The organism is Stenotrophomonas sp. Steno-C17 (assembly GCF_056393165.1).
This window is the reverse complement of sequence record NZ_JBWJPD010000019.1, coordinates 52,826-72,357: the sequence shown is the minus strand read 5'-3', so window position 1 is coordinate 72,357 and position 19,532 is coordinate 52,826. Positions and strand designations below refer to the sequence as shown.

Annotated in this window: 17 protein-coding genes; 3 read left to right on the top strand and 14 right to left on the bottom strand. The window is 66.9% G+C overall.

All coding sequences use genetic code 11. From position 1 onward, the window contains the following. Nucleotides 1-6 precede the first annotated feature (6 nt). From exbB to AC06FA_RS16090, 3 genes are read right to left on the bottom strand one after another with little or no spacing between them, the layout of a single operon-like run. Nucleotides 7-714 (bottom strand): tonB-system energizer ExbB, encoded by a 708-nt coding sequence (exbB, locus tag AC06FA_RS16100; RefSeq protein WP_478069211.1) that lies wholly within the window; start codon nucleotides 712-714, stop codon nucleotides 7-9. Beyond that, nucleotides 701-1,165, bottom strand: a complete 465-nt coding sequence (locus AC06FA_RS16095) for a YbaN family protein (protein WP_478069185.1) — start codon at nucleotides 1,163-1,165, stop codon at nucleotides 701-703. Before AC06FA_RS16095 ends, exbB begins: the two co-directional genes overlap by 14 nt. Nucleotides 1,166-1,196: 31 nt before the next feature. Next, nucleotides 1,197-1,784 (bottom strand): biliverdin-producing heme oxygenase, encoded by a 588-nt coding sequence (locus AC06FA_RS16090; protein ID WP_478069184.1) that lies wholly within the window; start codon nucleotides 1,782-1,784, stop codon nucleotides 1,197-1,199. A 105-nt stretch (nucleotides 1,785-1,889) separates the two neighbouring features. Here AC06FA_RS16090 and AC06FA_RS16085 point away from each other — a divergent pair, with 105 nt between their 5' ends. Further along, nucleotides 1,890-2,147 carry a DUF2789 domain-containing protein gene (locus tag AC06FA_RS16085; protein ID WP_478069183.1) on the top strand — a complete coding sequence of 86 codons (258 nt, stop codon included), beginning with the start codon at nucleotides 1,890-1,892 and terminating at the stop codon, nucleotides 2,145-2,147. A gap of 66 nt (nucleotides 2,148-2,213) precedes the next feature. Here the strand turns inward: AC06FA_RS16085 and AC06FA_RS16080 are convergent, their stop codons facing one another. The 5 genes from AC06FA_RS16080 to AC06FA_RS16060 all read right to left on the bottom strand — a co-directional run bounded on the left by AC06FA_RS16080 (nucleotide 2,214) and on the right by AC06FA_RS16060 (nucleotide 7,908). Beyond that, a complete protein-coding gene (locus tag AC06FA_RS16080; protein WP_478069182.1) occupies nucleotides 2,214-5,132 on the bottom strand; it encodes a TonB-dependent receptor in 2,919 nt (972 codons plus the stop codon). Between the two features lie 183 nt (nucleotides 5,133-5,315). Then, complete coding sequence (locus AC06FA_RS16075; RefSeq protein WP_478069210.1) at nucleotides 5,316-6,257, bottom strand: FecR family protein; 942 nt, start codon at nucleotides 6,255-6,257, stop codon at nucleotides 5,316-5,318. 103 nt (nucleotides 6,258-6,360) lie between these two features. Next, nucleotides 6,361-6,861 carry an RNA polymerase sigma factor gene (locus tag AC06FA_RS16070; protein ID WP_478069181.1) on the bottom strand — a complete coding sequence of 167 codons (501 nt, stop codon included), beginning with the start codon at nucleotides 6,859-6,861 and terminating at the stop codon, nucleotides 6,361-6,363. Between the two features lie 79 nt (nucleotides 6,862-6,940). After that, nucleotides 6,941-7,417: a hypothetical protein gene (locus tag AC06FA_RS16065; protein WP_478069180.1), complete on the bottom strand. Its 477-nt coding sequence runs from the start codon at nucleotides 7,415-7,417 to the stop codon at nucleotides 6,941-6,943. After that, nucleotides 7,414-7,908, bottom strand: a complete 495-nt coding sequence (locus tag AC06FA_RS16060) for a hypothetical protein (RefSeq protein WP_478069179.1) — start codon at nucleotides 7,906-7,908, stop codon at nucleotides 7,414-7,416. The genes AC06FA_RS16065 and AC06FA_RS16060 overlap by 4 nt, the downstream gene beginning before the upstream one ends. A 183-nt stretch (nucleotides 7,909-8,091) precedes the next feature. Between AC06FA_RS16060 and ppa the strand changes: the two genes are divergently transcribed. Together ppa and AC06FA_RS16050 are read left to right on the top strand one after the other, a co-directional pair. Next, the gene (ppa, locus tag AC06FA_RS16055) at nucleotides 8,092-8,628 is read left to right on the top strand and encodes an inorganic diphosphatase (protein ID WP_108754069.1); all 537 of its coding nucleotides are present in this window, start codon (nucleotides 8,092-8,094) and stop codon (nucleotides 8,626-8,628) included. A 151-nt stretch (nucleotides 8,629-8,779) separates the two neighbouring features. Next, nucleotides 8,780-9,901 (top strand): HDOD domain-containing protein, encoded by a 1,122-nt coding sequence (locus tag AC06FA_RS16050; protein ID WP_478069178.1) that lies wholly within the window; start codon nucleotides 8,780-8,782, stop codon nucleotides 9,899-9,901. Nucleotides 9,902-9,963: 62 nt separating this feature from the next. Here AC06FA_RS16050 and AC06FA_RS16045 read toward each other — a convergent pair whose 3' ends face one another. From AC06FA_RS16045 to thiC, 6 genes are all read right to left on the bottom strand, one after another. Next, entirely contained in the window at nucleotides 9,964-10,173 is a 210-nt protein-coding gene (locus AC06FA_RS16045) for a hypothetical protein (protein ID WP_478069177.1), read from the bottom strand. 213 nt (nucleotides 10,174-10,386) lie between these two features. Continuing rightward, nucleotides 10,387-13,251, bottom strand: a complete 2,865-nt coding sequence (locus tag AC06FA_RS16040; protein WP_478069176.1) for a TonB-dependent receptor domain-containing protein — start codon at nucleotides 13,249-13,251, stop codon at nucleotides 10,387-10,389. A 49-nt stretch (nucleotides 13,252-13,300) separates the two neighbouring features. Beyond that, a complete protein-coding gene (locus AC06FA_RS16035; RefSeq protein WP_478069175.1) occupies nucleotides 13,301-14,200 on the bottom strand; it encodes a helix-turn-helix transcriptional regulator in 900 nt (299 codons plus the stop codon). Between the two features lie 115 nt (nucleotides 14,201-14,315). After that, a complete protein-coding gene (locus tag AC06FA_RS16030) occupies nucleotides 14,316-16,619 on the bottom strand; it encodes a winged helix-turn-helix domain-containing protein (RefSeq protein ID WP_478069174.1) in 2,304 nt (767 codons plus the stop codon). A 259-nt stretch (nucleotides 16,620-16,878) separates the two neighbouring features. Then, the gene (locus tag AC06FA_RS16025; RefSeq protein ID WP_312707346.1) at nucleotides 16,879-17,550 is read right to left on the bottom strand and encodes an ion channel; all 672 of its coding nucleotides are present in this window, start codon (nucleotides 17,548-17,550) and stop codon (nucleotides 16,879-16,881) included. A gap of 82 nt (nucleotides 17,551-17,632) precedes the next feature. Further along, nucleotides 17,633-19,477 carry a phosphomethylpyrimidine synthase ThiC gene (gene thiC, locus AC06FA_RS16020; RefSeq protein ID WP_478069173.1) on the bottom strand — a complete coding sequence of 615 codons (1,845 nt, stop codon included), beginning with the start codon at nucleotides 19,475-19,477 and terminating at the stop codon, nucleotides 17,633-17,635. Nucleotides 19,478-19,532 lie beyond the last annotated feature (55 nt).

Below are 19,532 nucleotides of genomic sequence, written 5' to 3'. Positions count from 1 at the left end.
CCTGCCTCAACCGATGGCGCGCTGTGCAGCGCGGTCCAGGTCACGCGAGACCAGCTGCTGCACGCCCGCCGACAGATCGCCCAGCAGGCCACGCAGACCCGCCAGCACGCGACTGAAGTGGTTGTAGACCAGCACCGCCGGAATCGCCGCCACCAGACCCAACGCGGTGGCCAGCAGCGCCTCGGCGATGCCCGGTGCGACCACGGCCAGGTTCGTCGTGTTGCTGTGGGCGATGCCGATGAAACTGTTCATGATGCCCCACACCGTGCCGAACAGGCCCACGAACGGTGCCACCGCACCGATGCTGGCCAGCACGCCGATGCCGCGGCGCTGCACGCGTGCCGCCTCCAGTTCGATGCGGTCCAGGCGCGAAGCCACGCGCTCCTTGATGCCTGCGCCTTCGCCCAGACCGGCAGACAGCTGCAGTTCGCTGCGCGCTGCGGCCAACATGGCCGCGGCCGTGCCCTGCCCCAGCATGCCGCCCTCCTCGTGCGCAGGCAGCTGCGGCGCAGACAGCAACAGCGCGCGTGCCGCGCGCAGCGCACGCGCCTGGCGTTGCAGCTCCCAGCCCTTGGCCAGCAACACGGTCCAGGTGGCCAGCGAGGCCAGTGCCAGGGCGATCATCACGCCCTTCACCACCACATCGGCGGCCAGATACATCGCCCAGGGCGTCAGAGCGGTGGGGGCCATCGGAGCCAGGTCAGCAGGCAGCATCATCGTTACGTCCATCATCAGCAGCAGGGGCGGCGCGGCGGCGGCCGGCGCGCAGGTCGGCCGCGTCCATCTGCAGGCGCGGCGTGGGATCGGGGCGTGGCGCCGGGCGGCTGAGCACGTAGCCGGCGCTGAGCGCGAAGAACAGCCCGACGCCCAGCAGCAGGCGCCAGGACGGGTGCGCGCCCCAGCAGAACAGGGCGAAACCCAGCGCCATGCCCGCGCTGGCGAATGCCTTGCCCTTGCGCGATACCGCGCCCTGTTCGCGCCACAGGCGCAGCGACGGGCCATAGCGCGGGTGCGCCAGCAGGCGCTGCTCGAACTTCGGCGAACTGCGCGCGAAGCAGCCCACGGCCAGGATCAGGAAGATGGTGGTGGGCATCACCGGCAGCAGCGCGCCGATCACCCCCAACCCGACCATCAGCCAGCCCAGCACGAACCACAGCCAGCGCATCAGGCGTGCGCCTGCAGCGGCCTGTCAGCCATCAGCAGAACTCCCGCTCGACATGGCCATGCACACTGCGGAAGGCCGTATCGGCCGCGTCGATCACCTGCTGCTCCTGTTCAGCGGTCAGCACCACGGCATCCAGCGCAGCGGTGAATTCGCGCCAGTGGCGCGCGGCGCCATCGGGGTGCGCGGCCAGGTGACGCGCGCCGAAGTCGCGGTCCAAGCCCAGCGCCGCGGCCATCTTGTACAACACCGTGCCGCCCAGGTTGGAGCCTTCGGCCACGTACAGCCAGCCCAATGCGGCCGGCAGGGACAGGTCATCGCCCAGCGCGGCGATATCGGTACCGGGCAGGCTCTGCTCCAGGTCCTGCAGGTCGCGCCGTACCTGCTGCAGGCGGCGGCGCTCGTGCAGGTCCGGCAGCAGCGCATCCAGCGCCGGGTTGGCGTACAGCGCGTCGATGCTGCGGTGGAACCGGTACTGCACGCGCAGGAAGCGGGCGAAATTACCGCGGTTGGCGAAGATATCGCCGGCCATGATGCGCTTGTCCAGTGCGCCATGGCTGTCACGGGTGGCGGTCTTGAGCCGCACGCTGCGGCTGGTTTCGGAAGTCACGGAGGCGGTCATGCAGGGGAACCCGGGAATGCGTCGTGCAGTAGACGTCTGAACGGGGGATTTCCCCAAGCCCGCCAGCGTCGATAATGCAGGTTCCCAACCCGCCAGGTAGCGACCATGATCACCACCGAACCGCGCATGACCAACCTGTTCCTGCAGCTGGGCCTGGATGCCAGCGCCGAAGGCATCGCCCAGTTCATCCGCAGCCACCAGCTGGCCACCGAAGTGGAAGTGGCCGACGCGCCGTACTGGACCGATGCGCAGCGCCAGTTCCTGGCCGAATCGCTGGAAGCCGACGCCGCCTGGACCACCGTGGTGGATGAGCTGAATGAAGCGCTGCACGAAGATGCGGTGAAGGCCGCGCGCGGCCTGTAACGGCGCAGTCCGGGGTCAGAGCCCTTTCCGCAGGAAAGGGATCCGACCCCGGTGCCGGTCGGCCGATCAGTACCGCCAGGTCACCGCCAGGCGTGCGGTGCGGCCCGGGGCCGGCATCACGCCCAGTGCAAGCGGGTCCAGGTAGTAGCGGTCGGTCAGGTTGTCCACGTTCGCTTCCACCGACAGCTGGTCGTTGAAGGTCCAGCTGGCGAACACATCCACCAGCGTGGTCGGACGGTACAGCTGCTGGATGGCCGACAGGCCCACGTTCCATTCCTTGTCCAGCTTGCTGATCGGCCCGGCGTTGTGCACCACGCGGGTACCGAAGGTCAGGCGTTCGTCGAACAGGCGCGAGCCCAGGGTCAGGTTGACCATGTAGCGCGGCGGGTTCTGCGTATTGGTGTAGGACCCTTCGAAACCGCCGTCCACGCAATCGGGGGTGGCCGCCAGTTCGGCGTTCTTGCGCTGCACGCCATAGGCACGGCGTTCGGCCGCGATGTCCGGTGCGCAGGTCTTGGCCTTGAAGTAGTAGTGCGCGGACAGATCGGCAAACAGCATGCCGCTGTCATAGCTGGACTGGAATTCCAGGCCGGACACCTTGAACCGATCGATGTTGCGGATCAGCCCGGCCGACAGCGTGCGGTAATCGCGGGTAATCAGGTCGTCGATGCGGGTATCGAAGTAGGCCAGCTTCAGTGCCAAGCGATCGCCGGCGGTGAACAGGTCGTGGTGGATGGTGCTGGCGCCCAGTTCCCAGCTGTGTGCGGTTTCCGGCTTCAGTTCGGCCACCGGTCGTGCGGCGGTGAACAGCCCCAGGGTGGTCTCGAACAGGCTGGGCAGCTTGGTGCCTTCGGCGTACTTCAGGTAGACCATGGCGTCTTCGCTGAAGCGGAACGCCACGCTGGCGGTGGGCGAGAACGCGCTGTCGCGACGGCGGATCGGCTGCGACCAGGTCCAGCTGACCGGCACTTCATTGTCTTCCGGGGCATCGGCGTCGTAGAAGTTCCATCCGCCGATGTCGGCCACCGTGCCCTTCTTGTACGGCGAGGCCAGCAGCGAGGCCTGGGTGAAGTTGCCGTTGGCGTCGGGGTACCAGTTCAGCAGGGCGATGCGCTGTGCGCGCCACGACGGCAGCGCCGGGTTGCCGTTCAGCAGCTCGGTGTAGCGGTACTGGCCCTGCACTTCATAGGCGTCCACCGTGGCCAGGCGGTTGCGGTCGTGCACGTCCACGCGGTTCCAACGGCCACCGGCCATCAGTTCCCAGTGTTCGTTGGGCTCCCACTTCAGCGCGGCCACCGCGCTGTATTCCTTGCGCCAGGCGTTGCGCAGGAAGCGGTTGTTGACCAGGTCATCGTGCATGATCGGTCCGGAGCTGCCCGGCGCGATGTCTTCATCGCTGTAGGACAGACCGTAATCGAGGGTGAAGCGGCCGGCGCTGGTGTCGAAGATCGACGTATTGCTGGCATCCAGGCCGAAGCGCTTCTGTCGCAGCGGGTTGCGGTAGGCGTCCTTGTAGCCGGGGTTGCCGCTGAAGCTGGGCGCGTCGTACCACTGGGTCGGGCGATCGAAATACCACGGGGTGATGCCGGTCAGGCTGTTGTACATCACGCTGTCGGCGTCGGTGTACCAGGCATTCACGCGCAGGTCGATCAGTTCGCTGTCCGGGTTGAAGCGGTAGCGTGCGCTGTAGCTGTCCATGTCCACGTGGCCCGGGTCCCACTGCGGCACACGGTCGCGGTCCACACGGATGATCTGCGAGGCCATGATCTCGCCGGCCGTGCCTTCGTAACGGCGATAGCCCAGTTCCAGGGTCTGCGCGTCATTGATGCGCCAGGTGCCCTTCAGCAGGGCCGATTCCGAGCGCGAGGAGGTATTGAACACTTCGGTGCGCGGCGGGTTCAGCGGCGCCAGCGTGCGCCGGGTCTGCGGAAAATCGTCGTAGCCGTGCTTGCCGGAAAAGTAGTTGCCGTTGTCGCGGTAGGCGTAGGCCGCCACCAGGTCGAAGCGATCCCAGTGCCCAGCAGCGGCCACGTTGAAGAACTGGCTGCCGGTGGCGCTGCGGTCGGTGCGCGGCGCGGCATCGTAGCCGGGCAGGTTGTTGGCGCTGCCGTTGGCCAGGCCGCCGCGCACACGCACGCCCACGTCGCGGCCTTCGCGCAGCACGTCATCCACGTTCAGCGTTTCCATCTCGACCACGCCACCAATGCCGCCGGAGGCGTTGGCCTGCAGGCTGGGGCCCTTGGTGATGGTCAGGCGCGAGATCAGGTCGGGGTCGAGGTAGGTGCGCTGCGACTGGCCGGCGTAACCGCGGTAGGTATCCATGCTGGACTGGCCGCCGTCGATGATGACCGGAACCCGGCTCTGGCCCTGGATGCCACGGATGTTGACGTCGAAACCGTTGCCCACGCGCGGATCGCTCGCGGTGACACCGGCCACGCCCTTGACGATGTCGCCGGTGGACGTGCCGCGGAAGCGCTCCAGCGTGGTGCGGTTGAGCGTGCTGGTCGAACCCACCGTGCGGTAGCTGTCGAGCAGGCGCGCTTCGTCACTGACCGCACCGCCCTGCATCTGCTCGCCGGCCACGCTGAGCGTGTCGGTGACGATCACATCATCGCCGGCCTGCACCGGTGCGCCGGCTTCCAGCGTGACCGCATCGGGGCCCACCGGCCGCGCCAGCAGCCCCGTGCCCTGCAGCAACTGCGACAGCGCCTGGCTGGGCGACAGGGTGCCATCGACCGCCTGCGACGTGCGCCCGGAGGTGAGCGCGGCGGCATAGGCCACCTGCACGCCGGACTGGCGCATGTAGCTGCGCAGTGCTTCATCCAGCGGTTGCGCGGGAATGTCGAAGCGTTGCACGGCGGCGGCGCTGCGCGGCGTGGACTGGGCGAAGACGGCAGGTGCGGTGGCGGCCAGACCGGCGGCCAGCAGCGCGATGCACAGGCGGGACGGGCGCGGCGCACGGCCACGGCTGGGGAAGTCGTACATGGGAAACCTGTCAGGAGAGCGTTACCGCAGACGCGGCGTCATCCGCACGGAGTGCGGACACAACGACGTACGTGGCGGCGGCGGGTACGTTCGTGGAGTAAGACGGATGGGATGAGCGGAACCCCAAGGTGAATTCACCCACGCATGGCGTGGTCAGCGGATTCATCCACGCATGGCGTGGATCTACTGATGGACGATGGCCACGCCCAGCGGCCAACGGGTGACCCGCAGGCCGGCCGTGGCCGCCAGCGTATCCAGCGCCTGCTCGGGGCGGTCGATGCGCAGGGCGGCGCTGACCGGCGGCAGCGACGACAGATCACCACGCACCCAGGTCGGTCCACTGCGGTAGCGGCCCAGGCGCTGTATCGCTTCGGCCACCGATGCCTGTTCCAGCAGCAGTTCGCCGCGGCGCCAACTGCCGACCCCGTCGGTGGCGACATCCGGCAGACGCTGCACCCCGCTATGTGCGCCGTACGACGCACGCTGGCCGGCACGCAGATAGGTCCAGCCGCCGTCAACCGGGCTGGCTACGCGCACCTGCCCCTGCCCGACCTCGGCCTGCGCGCCCTGCCCTTGCCGTTCCACGGTGAAGGCGGTGGAGATGTCTTCGACCACGCCGTTGCCGGCCGACACGCTGAAACGGCGTTGTGCATCGGCAGCCACTTCGAACCAGGCGCGGCCGCGCAGCAGTTCGATGTGCCGTGCATCCGCGTCGAAACGCACGGCGATGGCGCTGTCGGCGTCCAGGACGGCGCGACTGCCATCGGGCAGGCGCACGTCCTGCACGAACTGCTGGCTGCGGTGGTCGGCCTGCAGGCGCAGCCAGGCGTCGGGCCACACCACCAGCAGCGCCACGACGGCCGCCGCGGCCATTGCCCAGCGCAGGCGGCGTGGGCGACGGCGCAGGGCGACCGCGGGCGCCGATGCCGGGCGCGGCCCCAGACTGCGCCATACCTGCCGTTCGTACTCGAACGCACGGCGGTGCCCGGGCTGCGCCAGCCAGTCTTCGAACGCCTGCATGCGCGCATCGCTGAGCTCGCCGGCCGCCAGCCAGGCGATCCAGTCACGGGCCTGCTCGGCCAAGGCAGCATCGGGGGCGGGTGAGGTCGGCAGGTGCGGGCTCATGGGCTGGCGGGTGGGCGCGTTCAATCGCGTTGCGGGGTGCGGGGACGCGTCTGCGCCCCCCTCTTCAAGACGTCTGCGGGCAGGTCGGCCCCAAGCTCGGCCATCATCGCCCTTCGCGGGCCCAGGCCAGGCGCTGCAGGGCCGCGCGCATGTGGTTTTCCACGGTGGTGACCGACACGCCCAGACGCCGTGCGATCTCGGCCTGGGTGAGACCCTGCAGGCGGTTGAGGCGGAAAATGGTCCGGGTGGGCTCTGGCAGATGGCCGGCGGCATCGAGCACACGCTGCAGTTCGTCCTGCGCCATCACCTGGGATTCGGTGGACACCTCGTCCTGTTCCTGCCACAGATAGTGGTCGGCCAGCAGGCGGTTGCGCCGCGTGGCCTCGCGGCCATGGTCGGTGGCCAGGTTGATCGCCAACCGGTACAGGTAGGCGCGCGGATTGTCGATCTGCTGCTGGCTGTCGACCCCGCGGGCCTTGAACCACACCGCCTGGATCACATCCTCGGCGCTGCTGTCGCTGCCGAGGATGCGCTGCACGCGGCGCAGCAGCGCCGGCCGTTCGCGGATCAGCAGTTCGGTCAGGGTGGCGGCATTGGAGGGCATGCGCGGTGGGGGCAGACAAGGGCGGCGCGCATGCTACTCCGTTGATGCGAATAAATCACGTTTGCATTGTCATCCGCCGTTACAGGCAGTCCGTCAGCCCGTCGTACACACTCTGGCCGCTCCCCGGCAGCGGCACATGCAGGACATCGTCGGCGGCGCTGGACTCCCATAGCGCCAGCAGCGCGTCCATGCGCGTGCCGGGGGCCACCGGCAGCACGCAGGCATAGCTGCCCTGATCGACGGCGATCCGGCCGGTGTGGCGCACCCAGGTTTCGCTGCCGGCAAAGGTCCAGACACAGCGGCCCACCACCCCGCTGTCGCGCTGCACCGAACAGCGCAGGCGCATCGGCCACAGGTTGTAGTACTGCCCCTCGCAGAAGGTGTCGCCGCAGACATTGTCGAACCCACGGCCAAGCAGGCGCTCGGCGGCCAGGAACCGCTCGTGCCCCAGTGCGGACGTCGGGTAGTCGCGTGCGTCAACGAAGGCGGGGCTGGCGTGGGCGGGGCCGGCAAGCAGCAACATCGCCAGCAGTGTTGATCCTGTCAGCGGCCTCATGCGCCTCTCCCCCGCGGCGTGCGCAGGCAGTCCGGCAGCGCGTCGAACAGGCCATGATCGAGGCCCGGCAAGGGCGCGGTCAGCCCCCCGGGCGCGTCCAGCGCGGCATGGAACGCTTCGACCGCCACCCCGGGCTGCAGCGGCACCGTACAGGCCCAGCGCGCGCTGTCCACCTCGACCACGCCCGTGTCGGCCTGCACCCGCAGCTCGCTGGCCGCGATCACCCAGACGCAGCGCTGCACGGTGCCGCGATGGGCCAGCACCGCGCAGCGGAACTCCATGACCCGGTAGTTGCTGTAGTCGCCTTCGCACCAGGTGTCGGCGCAGAGCGCACTGAACTGGCGCGCCAGCGCGTGCTCCAGGGCATAGCCTCGGTCCCAGTTGGCTTCGGAACGGGGGAAATCGATCAGATCCACGTGCAGCCCGCGCGCCAGTCCGGGCAACGAGGCAGAGAGCAGGAGGGCGCCGCAGCACCCGATCTTCCATCGCATGTCAGCACTCCAGGGGAACGAAGGTCCAGCCTGCGCCCGCCGCTGCGGGCGGCCCATCGGGGAACCCCGTGCCGGCCGGTGGGCAATGCGCGCCGCAGGGGGTGGGAACCGCCCCGCTGCACAGCGCCCGGCAAAGGCATAAAATGGGGGGCTAACCGTCTATACCCCCACCTGGAGCACACCATGGGTCTGGAACTCGTCTCGCCCGGCAAGAACCCGCCGGAAGAAATCAACGTCATCATCGAGATCCCGAAGGACTCGGAGCCGGTGAAGTACGAAGTGGACAAGGAAACCGGCGCGATCTTCGTCGACCGCATCCTGTCCACCCCGATGCGTTACCCGTGCAACTACGGCTACGTGCCCAGCACCCTGTGCGGCGACGGCGATCCGGCCGACGTGCTGGTGGTCCTGCCGCTGCCGCTGGTGCCCGGTTCGGTGGTGCGCTGCCGTCCGGTGGGCGTGCTGAAGATGAGCGATGAAGCCGGCAGCGACGAGAAGATCCTGGCCGTGCCGGTCTCGAAGATCTTCAGTGGCTATGCCCACGTTGAAGACATCGCCCAGGTGTCCAGCCACTGGCTGGAGCGCATCGGCCACTTCTTCGAGCACTACAAGGATCTGGAGAAGGGCAAGTGGGTCAAGCTTGACGGTTGGGGTGGCGCGGCCGAGGCCAAGCAGATCCTGATCGAGGCGCACCAGCGCCACCTGGACAACAAGGCCTGATCCTGAACAGGATCGCTCCGGCGCAGCCCGCAGGAGCGATCCTGATCACGTTTCATGACGGCGGTCCATCACTGTTGGCGCCGTATTAGGTAAATTGCGTCACTTCACACGTCTTCGACGCCCATCGTCGAGACAGCCAGGGGAATGTGTCGTGCGTATTCTGCTTGTAGGGGATGCAGCCAGCCTGCCGGCTGAGCTGTCCGAGTTCATTGCCGATCTTGGGGAAGACTGGCAGCCGTTGACCGCCACCGATGGCCACAGCGCGATGAGCGTGGTGGCCGCGCAGGGCGTGGATGCGGTGATCGTCTGCCCGCAGCTGCCCGATCTCAATGCCACCACGCTGCTGGGGCAGATCCGCACGCTGCGCCCGGAAACCATCCGCATCGCGCTGGTCGACGCCCAGCATGGCAACCGGCCACCGCCGGCGCGCCTGATCGGCGTGGCGCACCGCTTCCTGCCGCTGCCGCTGGCGCCGGAAGTGCTGCTGGAAGCGCTGACCAGCCTGGAAGAGCTGCGCGAGGTGCTGGACAGCCCGCGCCTGCGTGATGCCATCGGCCGCATCGAAAAGCTGCCCTCGCCGCCGCACCTGTACCTGAGCCTGACCCAGGCGCTGGAACACGACGACGAGACCGACAGCGCCGACGTGGCCAAGCTGGTGGCCGCCGACCCGGCGATCGCCGCCAAGGTGCTGCAGCTCTCCAATTCGGCCTTCTTCAGCCAGGGCCGCACCATTGCCGACCTGCGCACCGCAGTGACCCGGCTCGGCCTGGCCACCCTGCGTGACCTTGTGCTGGCCAGCGAAGTGTTCTCCGCGCCCACGCTGTCCGGGGCCGAACGCAACTCGCTGCAGCAGCGTGCGCTGATGGCCTCGCGCCTGGCGGCACGGCTGCTGCCCGAATCCAGTGCCGAGCTGGGCGCCACCGCCGCATTGCTGGCCGATATCGGCCTGCTGCTGCCGGGCGTGCGCAACGAACGCACCGAGCCCTCGCTGGGCGGCGATCCCCTGCCCGGCCATGCCGAGGCTGGGGCCTACCTGCTGGGCCTGTGGGGCCTGCCGATGCCGATCATCGAGGCCGTGGCCTTCCACCTGCAGCCGCAGCGCTCCACCACCCGCAGCTTCTGGGTGACCGGCGCGGTGCATGTGGCGTTGGCACTGGTGAACGGCGACCCGGTGGATGAGGACTACCTGCAGCGCGCGGGCGTGCTGAACAAGCTGCCGCAATGGCGCGAGCATGCCAACAGCCTGATGGGGCTGGTACCTACCGAAGCGTAAGGCCAGCACGCACAAAGGAAAGCGATCAGGGTGGCGCGTCGCGTGGACGCGCCACGTGCGCGTCAGCGCTGCGGGCAGGCATCCAGCACGCAGGCGCGCCACTTCAGCTGGCAGAGCGTTGCCGAACCGCCGGCAGCCAGGCATTCCTGGCGCACTTCTTCGCAGTAGACGCCGCCACCGCAGATGATCAGGTTCTGGGCAAAGGCCGAACCGGCCAGCGTGGCATAGATCAGCATGGCTGCAGAGAGCTTGTGCAAGAGCGTGGCTTTCATATCCATCTCCAAGCGTCCGTCATTGGACCGCCTCAATGTGCCGGATGCGACAGAGTGCGACCGTGATCGGACGCACCGTCTCTCCCTGCCCAGAATTCCCCTACAGAAGATTCAGGGAAATGCTGCTCACCCATGCCATGCATGCCGCACAAAGAAGAAGGGCGGACCTTGCGGTCCGCCCTCCTTGTACTGCGTGTTCCAGACTTCGATGGATCAGAAGCGCTGGGTGTACTTCAGGTAGTAGTAACGACCGATGTCGAAGCCGCCGTAGTACGAGAAGCTCGAGTTCGGCTGGCTGTACATGACCGGACCTTCGTGGTCGAACACGTTGTTCGCGCCGATCGAGATGGTGGCATCCCACGGTGCGTTGTAGCGCACCTGCAGATCGTGGAAGGTGTTCGAACCGACCTTGCGGCTCGGCTGGGCCAGGGTGTACGACGAGCTGAAGTCCGGCAGGTTGCACTCGCGGCCGCCTTCCAGATCGTACGAGCAGGCTTCCTTCATGCCGGAGTAGTAACGCACGCCCCAGTTCACGCCGAAGTCGCCGAAGCTCCAATCGACATTCAGGTTCGAACGCACGCGGAAGTTGCCTTCCCAACCGGTGAACTGCTCGACCGGGGTTTCAGCTTCGTTGTCAGCCTTGTATTCCAGGTAGTCAACGTAGGTGGTCTTCCAGTCGATCAGGAAGTTACCGAACGAGAACTCCGGCAGACGGTACTTGACGCCCAGGTCGTAACCGGCGGTTTCCTGGTAGCCACCGTTGACCAGGGTACGGGTCACGTCGACCACCTGGTTGGCGGTACGGCCGCTGGTGCCGCGCGAGAAGCGGTCGCAGGCGCCCTGGATGCCGAGCACGTAGCAGTTGTTCAGGATCGAGGTGACCGACTCAGCCGCGATGACGTCGTCGATGCGGATCTTCCACCAGTCCAGGCTGATGTCCAGGCCCTGCACGAAGTTCGGGCTGTAGACGAAGCCAGCGGTCCAGGTCTTGGAGGTTTCCGGCTTCAGCTCGGCGTTGGAACCGGACTCGAAGGCGCTGTAGGACTGGGTGCCCGGGCCGGTCGAGACTGCACCACCGGAGGTGATCTGGCGGAAGTCCGCCGGCACGCCAGCGGCGCCGCAGGCAGCAGCCACCGACGGGTTGCGTGCAGCCGAGCCGAAGGACGAATCACACGGATCGGTGTACGAGTCGTAGGTCTGCGACACGCCGCCGTACATGTTGGAGATGTTCGGTGCGCGGAAGCCGGTGGCGTAGGTACCACGGATCAGCAGGTCGTCGATCGGCTTCCACTTCAGGCCGAACTTCGAGTTGACCGTGTCACCGAAGGTGTTGTAGTCCGAGTAACGGCCCGCAACGTCCAGCGACAGTTCCTTGGCGAACGCAACGTCAGCCAGGATCGGCACGTTCAGTTCGAGGTAGAACTCGTCCAGCTCGTACTCACCCTTGGTCGGTGCGCCGGCCAGGTCGGTGCTCAGACCGGACTGCAGCAGCGCATCGGGGTTGTACTCGCCGCTTTCTTCGCGGTGCTCGTAACCTGCAGCGAAGGCCAGGTCGCCGGCCGGCAGGGTCGCGATGCTGCCCGACAGGTTGGCGCTGTAGACCTTGGTGGTGTTGGTGTAGGTGTCGTGGCTCGGCAGGAACAGGTAGTTCTGCAGGGCCGGGTCAGCCAGCGAGCCGGCTTCGGTCGAACCGTACGGTGCCAGCGGGTTCCACGGGGTGCAACCGGCGATCACCTTGCCCTCGACGCCGCAACGGGCAACGCCGCCCGCATCGACGAAGGACGGGCCGACGGCGTTCTGCACGTTCGGGATGAACAGGTTGCCGGTGCTGGTCTTGACGCCCTTGTTCTGGTTGTAGACGTAGCCCACATCCCAGTCGAAGTAACGGTCAGCGAACTGGAAGGAACCTTCCAGGCCAGCGCTGAAGCGGAAGGTTTCCTGCTCCGACTCGGTCTGGCGCGGCACTTCCGAGGTACGACGGATGAAGTTCGCATCCGTGTCCAGCGGGTTGTAGATGCTGTCAGCCGACAGAGCGGTGCCATAGACTTCCGACTGGTACGGGTAGCCCGCGATCTGCGAGGTGGCCGTACGCTTGGTGTACAGCATGCTTGCCGTACCGCGGATGTTGTCGGTGAAGTCGTAGTTGCCGTTGGCGAAGATCGAACGACGCTTCACCTTGTTCTGCAGCCACATTTCCTGGCTGGCATTGGTGTAGTCGGCCAGGCCGAAGTCGTGGAAGTCCGACAGCGAGGTGCCGGTGGCGCCCGGGTTACGGACGTACCAGTTGTCGTCGCCGTCGATCAGCACGCCCTGGTTGGTCGCAGCCGACCAGCCGTTGGCGCCTTCAGCTTCGGTCGGGAACGGGTGCCACTGGCCGTTGCCGTAGCGGCTGTAGCGACGGTCCTTGGCCTTCACTTCGTCCTGTTCGTTGTACTCGGCACCGAGCGTGATCGAGCCACGGTCGCCGGTCTGGCCATAGACGAAGTTGTAGGTCTGCTGCTCGCCATCACCCTGGCCGTACTGGCCGGTGTAGACGCTGGCTTCCAGACCGTCGAAGTTCTTGCGGGTGATGATGTTGATCACACCGGCGATGGCGTCGGAGCCGTAGATGGCCGAGGCGCCATCGGTCAGCACTTCAATGCGCTCGACGACCGAGGTCGGGATCGAGGCCAGATCGGTGTAACCACCGGTGCTGGTGCCCATGCGCTTGCCGTCCAGCAGCACCAGGGTGCGCTCCGGGCCGAGGTTGCGCAGATCGACGAACTGACCGCCGACTTCTTCGCCCGAGGACAGCGCATCGCTGCGGCTGATGGCCGGGGAGCCGGTGGCGGCCAGGTTCTGCACGATGTCAGCAACGCTGGTGAAGCCCTGCTTTTCGATATCGGCGCGCTGCAGCGCGATGACCGGCTGTGCGGTCTCCATGCTGGCCTGGCGGATACGCGAACCGGTGACCGAAATGCGGTCCAGGTCGGTGGTGCCGGAGGCCGCTTCCTGCGCGGAAGCAAAGGCCGGCGACAGCGCCAGCGCAATGCCGGCGGGCAGCAGGCCCAACCGCACTGCGGAATTACGAACGTTCATCAATCTCTCCAAGGTACGTGTTAGCAGCGTGTTAAAACACCCCAGCACGTTACGATTGCGTTGCAGCGCTGTATTTGCGCGACCCAACGAGAGACTTTGCTGATTTTGGCGGGAGCTTCGCACCGTCTTCACGGAAGCGCGATGCGGACGTGCCATAGCGGGCACGGAAGGCGCGCGCGAAGCTGCAGCAGTTGTCGAATCCACTGGCGGCAGCAACTTCACCGACCATCATGTCGGTGTCGCGCAGCAGATCGGCGGCACGCTCCAGACGCAGGCGCGCCGAAAGGGACTGCGGGCTTTCTTCATACAGGCTCTGGAACGTCTTGGACAGATACCAGCTGGAGAAGTTGGTCAGTTCGGCCAGTTCGCCGATGCGCACCACGCGGTGGCTGTTGCCTTCCAGGTACAGGCGCGCACGCTGCATGCGACCGAACACCTGGCGCTTGCGGCTGCGCGAGCGGCCCGGGCAACGCTGCACGTTGTCGGCCAGACCGCGCTGCAGGCCTGCCAGGTGCAGCAGCAGCGGACGCAGCGACTGCGCCGGCTGCCCGCTGGCCAGGGCATCACGCCACAGGCGCAGGGCCACGCGCGCATCGCCGCGGTTCATCTGCCCGCGGCCGGCATACAGCCCGCAGTCGGCCATTTCGGCCAGCGCGCGCAGCGCTTCGACGTTCAGGTTCAGGCCCACGCACAGACCGTTGCGACCGGCCTGCACCAGCGGGCGCGATTCCTTCTCGAACGCGATCCATTCGCCCTGGCGCAGCCGGAAGCGGCCTTCCTTCGCCTCCACCCACGAGGTGCCGCGCACCTGCATCCATACGGTGAAGCTGCTGCCGGCCGTCTGCAGGCTGCCCAGCCGGGCAACGCCCAGGCAGGTCGGGGCCACGTCATCGACAGCCTTGTCCAGCGAGACGGATTGGCCACGATCGGCCAGCGAGAGTTGACGCATGGGAGCACCACGGATTTGCCAAGTACAGGCCACCGTTTTGCCAAATCAGGTGCGTGCCGGTCAGGAAGAACCGCCGAGATCGCTACGAAATCGCTACGACGTCGGCACGAAAGAGTTACGAAGGACCTTTGTCGTTGAAAATCAACAACCTGGAGAAGGCCGGGAACAGCGGCGGCGGCGCTGCCGGCAGGCGCATGACGCCGATGTCGGCACCGTCGGACACGGCCAGGGCCAGATACAGGTCGCTGCCGTCGGCACTGGCGCTCAGCCCGTTGCCTGCGCTCAGGCGCTGCGCGTCCAGACAGCGCTCCGGCTCCTGCGTGCCACCCTGCACGCGGGTCAGCGTGGTGGAACACGCCGCGCTGCTGCCCAGGTAATCGATGCGCCCGTTGCCGGCCACGGCCCAGGTGCGGTAACGCCAGCGGCTGGGCCACGCGTCGCTGACCTGCTGCACGCTGGCCGCGTCCAGGCTGGGATTGACCGACCACAAGCCACTGGCGGCCAACCGCGTGAACAACACCCGGCCGCTGCTGCGGTCCAGACGGGCCTGCGAGACGCCCTCCAGACTGGCCAGGCGGCGCCACGGCTGGGTACTGCGATCGAACAGGCTCAGCTGCACCCGCTGCTGCGCATCGCGTTCCAGCACCAGCACCTGCTCGGCCGTTGCGCCGTACAGCGCCTGCAGCGGTTGCTGCACGGGCACCGGCAGCACCTGCAGGCGCTCATCGCGCGGGGCGATCTCATACACCACCGCCTGGCCGTGCTCGTCCCGCCCCACCACCAGCAACTGGCGGCTGTCAGGCGACCAGTCCGGCGCCTGCCGGCCTTCCGGGCGCAACCCTTCGATCGGCCGCAGCGAGTCGGGTCGCTGCATGTCGGCCCACCACAGGGCGAAGCTTCCCGAGCGGTCTGAACTGAACACCAGCTGCCGGCCGTCCGGCGCCACCATCGGCTGGCCATCGCGGCCACTGGACGCGAACAGGCGCTGCGCGGCACCGCCCTGCACCGGCGTGCGGAACATGCCGAACTGGGCGCGGCGGTGGACGAACGCGAGCATGTCGCCACGCCGCGAAACCGCCGGCCACTGCGCGTCGTCCAGGCCCGCGTCGCGCAACGTGCGGCGCTCCACGTCCAGGTAGTACAGGCGCGCCTCACTGTCCACGCGCCGCCCAAACACGATATGCCGCCCATCGCCCAGCCAGGCCCAGCCACGCAGCTCGGCGGCCTCGTTGGTCAGCTGTTCGGGCGTGCCGCCGTTGGCCGGCATGCGCCACAGGTCGCCCAGCTGCGGGTTGCGCGCGAACACCAGCCAGCGCCCATCGGGCGAATAGCGCGGTGCGTAGTCGAAATCATCTTCGCCGGCCGGGTACTGCAGCGCCCGCCACTGCCCGCTGGGCAGGTCGAGCACGCGGATGCCCCGGTGCGCATAGCGGCCGACCATGCTGCCGAACACCAGGCCGCGTCCGTCGGGGGTCCAGTCGAAACTGAGCAGCTCGGTGCCATCGCAGCGGGTAGCCTGGCGCAGCGCACCGCCGGTGGCGCTGGCGATCAGCACCTGGCAACTGCCGTCGGCGGCAAACCGCGCGAAGGCGATCTCTCGACCGTCCGGGGACCAGCTGGGGAAACGGTCGCTGGCACCGGCCGGCGGCTGTACCAACTGGCGGGCCGGCGCGTTGCCCGAGGTCTGCACCCGGATCGCACCGCCCGTGGTGCCGTCATCGTTGGCGCCTTCGTAGGCGACCTGCGAGCCATCGGGCGACAGCGTGGGATAGGTCTCGAAACCGGCGGTGGCGGTAATCAATCGATAGGGGCGCTCGGGACTGCCGATCACCCGCGTGCCGTCTTCCACCACCGCATCCAGCGGCGAGGTCGGCGCCGGACGGCGCAGCAGCAGCACAGTGAGCACCAGCAGCGCGACCAGCATGGCCACGCCCAGCACCAGCAGCAGGCGACGACGCCACAGGCGCAGGCTGCGCCGACGTACATCATGTGCATCGGCCGGCGGTACGTCCTCGCTGGCCGCGTCGTCCAAGGCTTCCGATGTTTCCGTCAGGCCTTCGCTGTCCTGCAGCGCCTGCACCGGCACCAGCAGCCGATAACCGGTCTTGGCAATGGTCTCGATGTACGCCTGGCCATTGTCTTCGCCGATGGCGAAGGCCTTGCGCAACTGGGTCACCGCCTGCGTCAGCACATCGTTGGTGGGCAGCGTATCGGGCCAGACTTCGGCGAACAGCTCTTCACGCGTGACCACGCGCCCAGGCTGGCGCAGCAACACGCGCAGCACGCCCAGCGCCTTCGGCGTCAGGCGTCGCGGACGACGCGCACCGGGCACCTCGACTTCACGTGAAGAGAGCGTCACTACGCATTCGCCTACGCGAACGCGGTCACACTCTGGCGACTGGCTTTCGTTGCTGTTCATTCGTTGCTAGAAGCTTGAAACACGTTGCAGATACCACGGGGCAGCGTTGTGCTTCCTTCCCTGCAACATCCAAAAGCCAGATTCCGCACAAACCATCGGCGCATACCGCAAAAAAAACGAAGCGCGCGAATACTAGCCTATGCAGGTTACCTCGCCTATCGCGTGGTGGACATCAGGCTCTCTCTCGCCGACGCATTCAGATAATAAGCAGCACCATTCGCGCCCTTCGGGGCGCGAAATTTTTATCTGGCGTTCATTTTCAGGAGCGCCGCAGCATGGTCAGTCCAACCAGCCGCGAAACCACCAAAGCGACGTACATAACGCCGGAAAACTGCTCCAGCATGACCAGTGCGCGTGCCTGTGGATGCAGCGGAACCACGTCGCTCAGGCCGACCCCGGACAGCAAGCTGAAGCTCAGATAAAGCAACTCCATCCACGTGCGCTGCAGGCCGCCGCCGGTGCCCTGGAAACTGCCCGGATACCACTGCTGGCATACAGCGAATGCGAACGCGAATCCCCACGCCAGCAATGTGAACGTAGCACCAACGGCGAACAGTTCATCGCGCGTGACCTTGTGGTCCTGCAGCATGTAGGCCGTCAGCGCGCCGGCGGTGTAGAAGTACAACAGGCTTTCCAGCAGCTGCGCGGTGATGGCCAGCCCCGGGTGATCCAGCAGCGCGGCGGCGATGGAAAACACCACCGAGGGAATGGCCAGCACCAGTGCCAGCCACGTGCCCAGTGGACTGCGCTGCACCACCCACAACGCCAGCCCCAGCACCGCCATGCCGAACACGCCCAACGCAGCGCGACCGCCAGCGGTTTCATCCAGTGCCGGATACAACAGCACCGCCAGCAACTGCGCGGCCAACAACCAGGCCGACGGGTGGCGGCGCGCGATGGCCAGCCAGCGGGTGGTCAGAGCAACGGGCATGGCGTCCTTCCCCAGAGCGATGGCGCGAGCATAGCCGGTCGCGCGTGAGAGAAGCCGCCGGGCATGGCCCGGCGCTCCCCGCTCAGCCCTGCTGGTAGACCTGCGCACCGGCCGCGCGGAACTGTGCCGATTTTTCCTGCATGCCGCTCTCGGCGTACTCGCGCACGTCCTGGGTGATCTTCATCGAACAGAAGTGCGGGCCACACATCGAACAGAAGTGCGCCAGCTTGTGTGCATCCTTGGGCAACGTCTCGTCGTGGAATTCCTTGGCCTTTTCCGGATCCAGGCCCAGGTGGAACTGGTCTTCCCAGCGGAATTCGAAGCGCGCCTTGCTGAGCGCGTTGTCACGCACCTGCGCACCCGGGTGGCCCTTGGCCAGGTCGGCCGCATGTGCGGCGATGCGGTAGGCCATGATGCCGTCGCGCACATCCTGGCGGTTGGGCAGGCCCAAGTGCTCCTTGGGCGTGACATAGCAGAGCATGGCGGTGCCGAACCAACCGATCATCGCCGCACCGATGGCACTGGTGATGTGGTCGTAGCCCGGCGCGATATCGGTGGTCAGCGGGCCGAGCGTGTAGAACGGCGCTTCGCCACACTCGCGCAGCTGCTTGTCCATGTTCTCCTTGATCAACTGCATCGGCACATGGCCGGGGCCTTCGATCATGGTCTGCACATCGTGCTTCCACGCGATCTTCGTCAACTCGCCCAGCGTTTCCAGTTCGCCGAACTGCGCGGCATCGTTGGCATCGGCAATGCAGCCCGGGCGCAGGCCATCACCCAGCGAGAAGGTCACGTCGTAGGCCTTCATGATCTCGCAGATGTCTTCGAAGTGCGTGTAGAGGAAATTCTCCTTGTGGTGGGCCAGGCACCACTTGGCCATGATCGAGCCACCGCGGCTGACGATGCCGGTCACCCGCTTGGCGGTGAGCGGAACATAGCGCAGCAGTACGCCGGCATGGATGGTGAAGTAGTCCACGCCCTGCTCGGCCTGTTCGATCAGCGTGTCGCGGAAAATCTCCCAGGTCAGCGCCTCGGCGCGACCGTCGACCTTCTCCAGCGCCTGGTAGATCGGCACCGTACCGATGGCCACCGGCGAATTGCGGATGATCCATTCCCGCGTTTCGTGGATGTGCTTGCCGGTGGAAAGATCCATCACCGTATCGCCGCCCCAGCGGATCGCCCAGACCAGCTTCTCCACCTCTTCGGCGATGCCGGAGGACACCGCACTGTTGCCGATGTTGGCGTTGATCTTGGTCAGGAAGTTGCGACCGATGATCATCGGCTCGCTTTCGGGGTGATTGATGTTGTTGGGCAGTACCGCGCGGCCACGAGCGATTTCATCACGCACGAATTCAGGCGTGATGATCTTCGGAATGGACGCGCCGAAGGATTCACCGGCGTGCTGCTGCAGCAGGCTGGCGTCACGGATATCCTGCAGCCGCTGGTTCTCGCGGATCGCCACGAACTCCATTTCCGGGGTGATGATGCCGCGCCGCGCGTAGTGCATCTGGGTCACGTTGGCCCCGGCCTTCGCGCGCCGCGGCAGGCTGCGCGCGGGGAAGCGCACCGCGTCCAGCTTCGGGTCGTGCTCGCGTTCGCGGCCGAAGCGCGAGCTGAGCGCATCGAGCGCTTCGGTGTCGGCACGTTCTTCGATCCAGCCACGGCGCAGCGCCGGCAGGCCCGTGGTCAGGTCGATGGTCGCCTGCGGATCGGTGTACGGACCGGAGGTGTCGTACACGGTCAGCGGCGCATTTTCCTCGCCACCGAACAGGGTGGGCGTGCGGGTCAGCGCGATCTCGCGCATGGGCACGCGAAGGTCGGGGCGCGAACCGGGCACGTGGATCTTGCGCGAACCGGCGATGGGCCGGGTAACTGACGCGGAAAGTTGCTGGGCCTGCTGCTGCAGATCGGAGGGCTGTGCGTTCATCGGGCATCGTCCAGGAAGGTCAGGGACGAAGCGGCGGCGCACTGCGCACCGCGCC

Bases quoted from the DNA above. Each gene is read 5' to 3' on its own strand.
- AC06FA_RS16025 (WP_312707346.1), bottom strand. From the start codon at position 17,550: ATGCCCGTTGCTCTGACCACCCGCTGGCTGGCCATCGCGCGCCGCCAC.
- AC06FA_RS16060 (WP_478069179.1), bottom strand. From the start codon at position 7,908: ATGCGATGGAAGATCGGGTGCTGCGGCGCCCTCCTGCTCTCTGCCTCG.
- AC06FA_RS16065 (WP_478069180.1), bottom strand. From the start codon at position 7,417: ATGAGGCCGCTGACAGGATCAACACTGCTGGCGATGTTGCTGCTTGCC.
- ppa (WP_108754069.1), top strand. From the start codon at position 8,092: ATGGGTCTGGAACTCGTCTCGCCCGGCAAGAACCCGCCGGAAGAAATC.
- AC06FA_RS16030 (WP_478069174.1), bottom strand. From the start codon at position 16,619: ATGAACAGCAACGAAAGCCAGTCGCCAGAGTGTGACCGCGTTCGCGTA.
- AC06FA_RS16085 (WP_478069183.1), top strand. From the start codon at position 1,890: ATGATCACCACCGAACCGCGCATGACCAACCTGTTCCTGCAGCTGGGC.
- AC06FA_RS16090 (WP_478069184.1), bottom strand. From the start codon at position 1,784: ATGACCGCCTCCGTGACTTCCGAAACCAGCCGCAGCGTGCGGCTCAAG.
- AC06FA_RS16070 (WP_478069181.1), bottom strand. From the start codon at position 6,861: ATGCCCTCCAATGCCGCCACCCTGACCGAACTGCTGATCCGCGAACGG.
- thiC (WP_478069173.1), bottom strand. From the start codon at position 19,477: ATGAACGCACAGCCCTCCGATCTGCAGCAGCAGGCCCAGCAACTTTCC.
- exbB (WP_478069211.1), bottom strand. From the start codon at position 714: ATGCTGCCTGCTGACCTGGCTCCGATGGCCCCCACCGCTCTGACGCCC.
- AC06FA_RS16040 (WP_478069176.1), bottom strand. From the start codon at position 13,251: ATGAACGTTCGTAATTCCGCAGTGCGGTTGGGCCTGCTGCCCGCCGGC.
- AC06FA_RS16095 (WP_478069185.1), bottom strand. From the start codon at position 1,165: ATGCGCTGGCTGTGGTTCGTGCTGGGCTGGCTGATGGTCGGGTTGGGG.
- AC06FA_RS16035 (WP_478069175.1), bottom strand. From the start codon at position 14,200: ATGCGTCAACTCTCGCTGGCCGATCGTGGCCAATCCGTCTCGCTGGAC.
- AC06FA_RS16080 (WP_478069182.1), bottom strand. From the start codon at position 5,132: ATGTACGACTTCCCCAGCCGTGGCCGTGCGCCGCGCCCGTCCCGCCTG.
- AC06FA_RS16075 (WP_478069210.1), bottom strand. From the start codon at position 6,257: ATGAGCCCGCACCTGCCGACCTCACCCGCCCCCGATGCTGCCTTGGCC.
- AC06FA_RS16045 (WP_478069177.1), bottom strand. From the start codon at position 10,173: ATGAAAGCCACGCTCTTGCACAAGCTCTCTGCAGCCATGCTGATCTAT.